Source organism: Aliiglaciecola sp., from assembly GCF_039982535.1.
GTDB lineage: Bacteria > Pseudomonadota > Gammaproteobacteria > Enterobacterales > Alteromonadaceae > Aliiglaciecola.
Genome location: NZ_JBDWYG010000004.1, coordinates 1 through 5752 on the forward strand (window position 1 = coordinate 1; position 5752 = coordinate 5752).

Annotated in this window: 5 protein-coding genes; all 5 read left to right on the top strand. The window is 38.9% G+C overall.

The window, feature by feature from the left end:
• A partial coding sequence (locus ABJV04_RS00025) for an NAD(P)/FAD-dependent oxidoreductase (protein WP_348489061.1) occupies window positions 1–178 on the top strand: 178 nt, incomplete at its 5' end.
• Window positions 179–310: 132 nt separating this feature from the next.
• A complete protein-coding gene (locus ABJV04_RS00030) occupies window positions 311–1135 on the top strand; it encodes a TnsA endonuclease N-terminal domain-containing protein (RefSeq protein WP_348489057.1) in 825 nt (274 codons plus the stop codon).
• The gene (locus ABJV04_RS00035; protein WP_348489058.1) at window positions 1122–3236 is read left to right on the top strand and encodes a transposase; all 2115 of its coding nucleotides are present in this window, start codon (window positions 1122–1124) and stop codon (window positions 3234–3236) included. Before ABJV04_RS00030 ends, ABJV04_RS00035 begins: the two co-directional genes overlap by 14 nt.
• A gap of 12 nt (window positions 3237–3248) precedes the next feature.
• A complete protein-coding gene (locus tag ABJV04_RS00040) occupies window positions 3249–4676 on the top strand; it encodes an ATP-binding protein (RefSeq protein ID WP_348489059.1) in 1428 nt (475 codons plus the stop codon).
• A 44-nt stretch (window positions 4677–4720) separates the two neighbouring features.
• Window positions 4721–5752, top strand: a 1032-nt coding sequence (locus tag ABJV04_RS00045) for a TniQ family protein (RefSeq protein ID WP_348489060.1), incomplete at its 3' end; no start/stop codon positions are given.

Consider the following 5752-nt stretch of genomic DNA (forward strand, 5'->3'; position numbering starts at 1 on the left):
TGCCGAGGTAACCTTAGGTGGAGTTGATACCAACCAACTTTCCTCAAAAACCATGATGGCAAATGACGTGGATGGCCTATTTTTTATCGGCGAGGTAGTCGATGTTACCGGTTGGCTAGGGGGCTACAACTTCCAATGGGCATGGAGTAGTGCTTGGGTTGCTGGGCAAAATGTGTAAGTGTGTAATGACAATTAAGTTTGCCCATAGACCATAAAGTTTGCCCGTAATAAAGAAAATTTCCCTTAATGTTTGCCCGTAGTGGGGTTTTCTACTATTGTCATTACTAGTGATTTAGTAATGGGAATAGCAATGTCACGCAGGAAACTCAAGAACTTCGAAGACTTCAATAGAGCTTTAAAGAACAAATATGGGCTTGGCGAAGGCAAAGCTTACAAGCCTTGGTTGCGAGTTCAGGACGTTAAATCAAATGGTGTTCGCTCTCAAATTTTAGGGCTGAAAACTGGAAGAGTTCATCATACACTTTCCTCCATAGAGACTGAGTTTTTCTATCTTGCTGAGCACTCCGAATCAGTCATCGATATAAGAGAACAATTTCCTCTACTGCCAATCAATCTATCTATCAAAATTGCCGAGGCTTTAGGCATTGATCATCCTGTTCATCCCGAAACTAAAACACCAATTATAATTACCACAGATTTCCTTCTCACTAGAGTAATCGACGACAACATTATTTTTGAGGCAGTTTCAGTCAAACCAGAAGATGAATCAGATGAAGTTAGGGTGCTCGAAAAGCTAGAAATCGAAAGGGTCTGGTGGAGTTTGCTTGGCATAAAATTTTACTACTTTGTAGGTAATCACCTCACGCAAGTACAGAGTAGCAATATAAATTGGGCTACTCATCCATTGAGATCAGATGAGAGCAGTTTTGCTGACAGTAAAATCGATTTGGCAACATCATTATTAACCACAGGAACGCATTTTATTCGAGATATTTGCAACCTGTTTGTAAGCAAGATGGATATTCAACACGAAAATGCTCTTAATATGCTGAGGAGTCTAATAGGATTAAAGAAAATAGACGTTGATCTATCCTCCCCACTAGAGAGCGAAAATTTCATAAACATATTAAGTGTTCATATCGCTAGAAAGGGCTTAGCAAGTGGAGATTGTTAAAAGCAGTATTTGGTCGATTGACCAATTTGACGGTGTTACCACAGGTAGATATCGTGTAATTCGAGTTTTTGAAGAAATCCCGTGTTTAGTGCTGTTTTATCTAGAAAAGGAAAAGGGATTAAGTAGACCAATAGCTATTGGTCTAGATAAATTTAAAAATGGTATTAAGAAAAACCTGATATTAGAAGCTCAATATACGTTGCCATATCATTTGTTACGTGCCGAAGAAGAAATTGACAAAAGCCACCTGAAGATTAGAGATGAAAACTATGAATTAATTAAAGATATAGCTAACAATGGAGAGTTTATTTTTGATTATGCGACAAAGAGTAGGGTTCCTACACTTGCGAAGTATGCAAAAGAAAAAGGAAAAGATAGAAAAAGCATTGCAAGGCTATTAGATACTTATTGGCGGTACGGTCAGGATAAAAATGCTTTATTGCCTGCATATCAATATAGTGGGGGGGCTGGTCAGCAACGCACGGTTTCTGAAAAAGCCCTTGGCGCACCCAAAACTTCTCGAACACTAGCAGTTAAAAGATCCACAATTTTCATAGTCACAGACACTGACAAAGAAAACATTCATAAAGCATTGAAAAAGCATCATTTAAAGCCGGGAGGCAAAAACTTAGTTGAAACAAGAAAAGAGCTATTGAGAGAATATTATGCTGCTGAAGTAAAGAGAGCTAAAGCTTTAGGAGAGGCTCCTTATGTTCCTTCCTATAAGCAGGTTAGAGAGTGGAAATCTAAGCTATTTACAAAAAACGAAATAACAGAAAAGTCATCGACAGAAAGGGATTACCTATTAAGCAAAAGAGAGTTGCTAGGTGATACTAAGCAAAAATGGCCTGTTCCGGGAAGTTGCTTTGAAATAGATGCGACTGTCGCTGATGTTCATATAGTTTCAAGTTTCGGTAAACAGTATGTTCTGGGAAGACCGACTATATACTCAATTGTCGATAGAGCAAGTGGCTTAATTGTTGGGTTAAATGTTTCTTTAGATTTTGCATCATGGCGTGCAGCTAGGCAGGCATTAGCAAATGCCTTTTTACCAAAAGCATCTTATTGCAAAGAATTTGGTATTATTATTCAAGAGACAGATTGGCCTGCCGCACATACCCCTTTGCGATTAATGTGTGACAACGGTGAAATGATAGGTTTAGCACCTCAAAAGCTAGTAGTTCCGTTAACAGAACTTCAATTGTCGCCTCCGTATCGGCCTGACTTTAAAGCGATGGTTGAACGTCGATTTGGGTTACTTAACGATGAGATGATCCATAAACTTCTTGGCACTACGAGAGGAGGAAAAGTTGTTCGTGGTGATAGAGATCCTAGAAAAGATGCAATTTATACTTTAAATGAGTTTACAGCATTGCTGATCGATGCTGTGCTTGAACTAAACCGATCAATTTACAATAGTTTAGCTACTTCTAGCTCGCTGTTAATTGAAAAAAATCTATCTCCTACTCCGCTGAACTTTTGGAAAGCGCACATTGCGGAACACAAACATGCACTCAAACTTGCTGACAGTAGTGAAGTAATAAGCAGGTTGTACCCTCCTGCTAAGGCAAGCATGACTCGTGATGGTATTGAATATAATAATATGTATTACTCATGTGACCGTGTGGTTCAAGGTAAGCTAGCATCAATCGCCAGAACAAATGGGCAATGGCAGCTAGATGCTAGGGTTAACGAAAATACCACTAATTATATCTATGTCAGATTTGATAAAAATGATGTATTCACCAAATGTAATTTGCTTGGTAAAAGTAAAATGATGAAAGACCTACCGATGCACGAACCTGAATTTGTTATGGATTGGTTAGACAAAAATCATGAGGAAAATCCGATAAGTGTTGAATCTATTGATAGCAAAGTCATACGAACCAACATTGAGAAAAATGCAAAAACGAGAGCTAAAAACGACGACCTTACTCCCACTGAGAAAGTTAAAAATACTAGGGAGCGTCGCAAAATTGAAATCGAAAAAACGGCAAATAAAATTGAGGACAATTCTGTATCTTCACCTCAAGAAAAGTCCATTAGTAACACTGAATCAAATCCTTCCAGTATTGTTTATTTACCTCGTAGAAAACGATAAGGGTCATTAGTTATGTGGAAGGAGAAAGCCAGATACAATAAAGCTATACTGCCTGAGCACCAAGGTAATCCTCTCATAGAAGCTTTAAAGCCGAAAGCCAACCAAGAGACAGTCATGGACGCCTTTAGCAGTTACCCTGAGTTGGATGAAAATATAAGACAGCACCCAGATCCTCTAGTGAGGGAAGAGTACACAGTGCGTTTGAAAAACCTACGTCAACCGTTACCCCTTTACTATAAATGCTTCAGAGCAATTGAGGATGCAATTAAGGCAGGTTATTCAGCTAAAAACCCACTAAGCCCAACAACTGCACAATATTTACATTACCCTGTTGATGAAAAGCTGGATATTGCGCCTCATACTGGATATTTTGAACCAAAAGGTGACGGTATTACGCTTGTAGGGGAAAGCGGTGTCGGTAAGTCTAGTATGCTTGAGCAAGTGCTCAACTATTTCCCGAATGTCATCGTACATGACAACTATAACGGTCAAGTAATGGAGCATAGAAATCAAATCGTTTGGTTAAAAGTTGATTGCCCTAACAACTCAAGCGTAAGAGATCTATGTGAAGAAATCCTAGCTACATTAGATCAAGCTATTGGCGATAAGCGAACTAAGCCAGAATCCACAATTGGTAAGCTTACTCGTCAGATTGAACAAAAAATAAAGGCAAACTTCCTCGGTATCTTAGTTATCGATGAGATGCAGCGTCTTGAATTTAAGAGAACTGGTGGTGAAAACAATTTACTTAACTTCTTACACAGCTTAGTAAACAAATTAGGCGTGCCACTTTTCTTTTGCGCTAATCCTCCATTCAATGACACGCTCGCTAAAACGCTGAAGGCAGCGAGACGAGCTGAAAGTGGAGGTTATTTCGAAATGGAAGCTTTATCTCGTGATAGTGACGCATGGGACTGCTTCGTTCACGAATTATGGGATTTACATTGGACCAACATTACCACTGCGTTAACTGAAGAACTTAATGATAAATTACACGTGCTATCTGTTGGCAACTTAGATATGGCGCACAGGATTTACCGTGACGCACAAAAGCTAGTGATTGGTTCTGGCGACGAAAGAATAACAACAGCAGCATTGGAGCAAGCACATGTTTCTGCTTGTGGCCTTTCGTCTAAAACCGAAGAAGTCATGACATTGCGTAAACAAAATACGTTGCCAAGAAGACAAAAAACAGAAGCTAAAACTGGTACGCCATCGAAGAGCAACGTTGTCAATCCTAAAAAAGTAATTGCTGATATCACTCGACCTCAGCATCCTGAGTTCGAATTTCAACTTAGAGAGTTACAAAGCGCCATCGACTTGCCAAATAGAATCGTAGATCCTGACTTGCTAAGGAGGGCAGCAGATGAAGAATACCCCCTTGAGTATCTTCGGAGCAATGAAATACTCTGCGATTCACCGCTAGAGCAGTTTAATTAGGATAGTCTAAAATATAGTCAGGATAACTAGCTTTTGGGCAGAGTATGCAACTCCCAGCTTCATTACCTGACGAAACTTTATTTAGTCGTTATGTTCGACATATGACTATTTTAGGTATGAGCGAGCAAGATTATCTAACAATACTGTTAAATAAGCCTCGTGCTAGCATCCATCCGTACCTAACTATTGGAATTAGAAGAGCTGCAAAATTATGTGGAGACTCTGAAACTAAAATTTATCGTCAACAAACGTTAGGAAGGTTGTTTTCATACTTTTTACCCCAGCACGCTAAATCAATTTCACAAGCTCTACTTCAAAGTAATGGCAGCAATGCAATTAGAGCGTGTCAACTTGTCACGTTTAAAGAGAGCGAAACATTAACATTAAAATATTGTCCAGTTTGTGCAAAGGAGGATATCAGTCACTACGGAGTGGCATATTGGCATCTAAGCCACCAAATTTCAGGTGTCGAAGCATGTCCCGATCATAAAGTATGGCTTATACATGAGAAACTCCCTGAAATACCTCATATTAAGACACTCTTGCTACCTTCACATTCAACACCCTGTAGCCAATGCACCGAGCTTAGCTTTCAATTTGCTAAATTTACAAAGCAGTTTCTGCATGATATTTCAGAATCAGACAGTAGCTTTAATCAGTCAGAACTACTAGCTGAATTAAGTGAGCGTGGATATATTCTTGGAAAAAAGCGATTTAAAAGGCAGGAACTAACATCAGATTTATTTAGGTTTATAAAAGGTTTGGAACGCACTTCAACAACTTTGCTTCCCTACTCTAACAAAGATTATCGCTATTTGTCTTATCTGCTAACAGGCAATGTTAGTCAGCATCCTTTTAAATATTTATTGGTACTATTTTGGTTGAATAGCACGCTAAACACTGACGACAAGCCACAAGTCAAAAATATTGAAAGAAAGTACGGCATCGAAGACAAATCAGAGTTATGCCAATACTTGCTTAAACAAGGTAACTCAATGGCTGAAGTAAGCCGTATTACGGGTAAAAGCAGGTGCTATTTAAAAGCTTTAGCAATGAAAAATAATATACCGATAGAA

Bases quoted from the DNA above. Each gene is read 5' to 3' on its own strand.
- ABJV04_RS00030 (WP_348489057.1), top strand. From the start codon at position 311: ATGTCACGCAGGAAACTCAAGAACTTCGAAGACTTCAATAGAGCTTTA.
- ABJV04_RS00040 (WP_348489059.1), top strand. From the start codon at position 3,249: ATGTGGAAGGAGAAAGCCAGATACAATAAAGCTATACTGCCTGAGCAC.